This is a genomic window from Mycolicibacterium agri (assembly GCF_002553505.1).
GTDB lineage: Bacteria > Actinomycetota > Actinomycetes > Mycobacteriales > Mycobacteriaceae > Mycobacterium > Mycobacterium agri.
The window spans coordinates 1-362 of the sequence record NZ_PDCP01000259.1; the positions used below are offsets into that span (position 1 = coordinate 1).

The following is a 362-nucleotide window of genomic DNA, read 5'->3' on the forward strand; positions in this document are numbered from 1 at the left end:
GCGTTCGCGGCGGGCACCAAGGGTGTCGCCGAAGCAATCATCGCCGCAACGGGCAACGGAGCGTTCAGCGTGGTCGGCGGCGGGGACTCAGCGGCTGCGGTGCGCCAGCTCGGCCTCGCTGAAAACGGCTTCTCCCACATCTCCACCGGCGGCGGGGCGTCGCTGGAATACCTTGAAGGTAAGACACTGCCCGGCATCGAAGTGCTGACCGGTTGAACAGCCTCGGACAGTGTAGGTGGCCAGTCAAGCTGGGCGCGCCGTCAGCGATTCTGCTCTTAGCGCAGATTCGAAATCCGAAGCGCCGCGGGTCCTTCGAGCGCCGTGCAGTGCTGTTCATCGCCGGCCCGTAGACCACAGCGTCA

At 65.7% G+C, this 362-nt stretch carries 1 protein-coding gene; it reads left to right on the plus strand.

Annotation, left to right across the window (positions count from 1 at the left end):
* On the plus strand, positions 1-216 hold a 216-nt coding region (gene pgk, locus CQY20_RS34080; RefSeq protein ID WP_097945812.1), incomplete at its 5' end, for a phosphoglycerate kinase.
* Between the last annotated feature and the right edge of the window lie 146 nt (positions 217-362).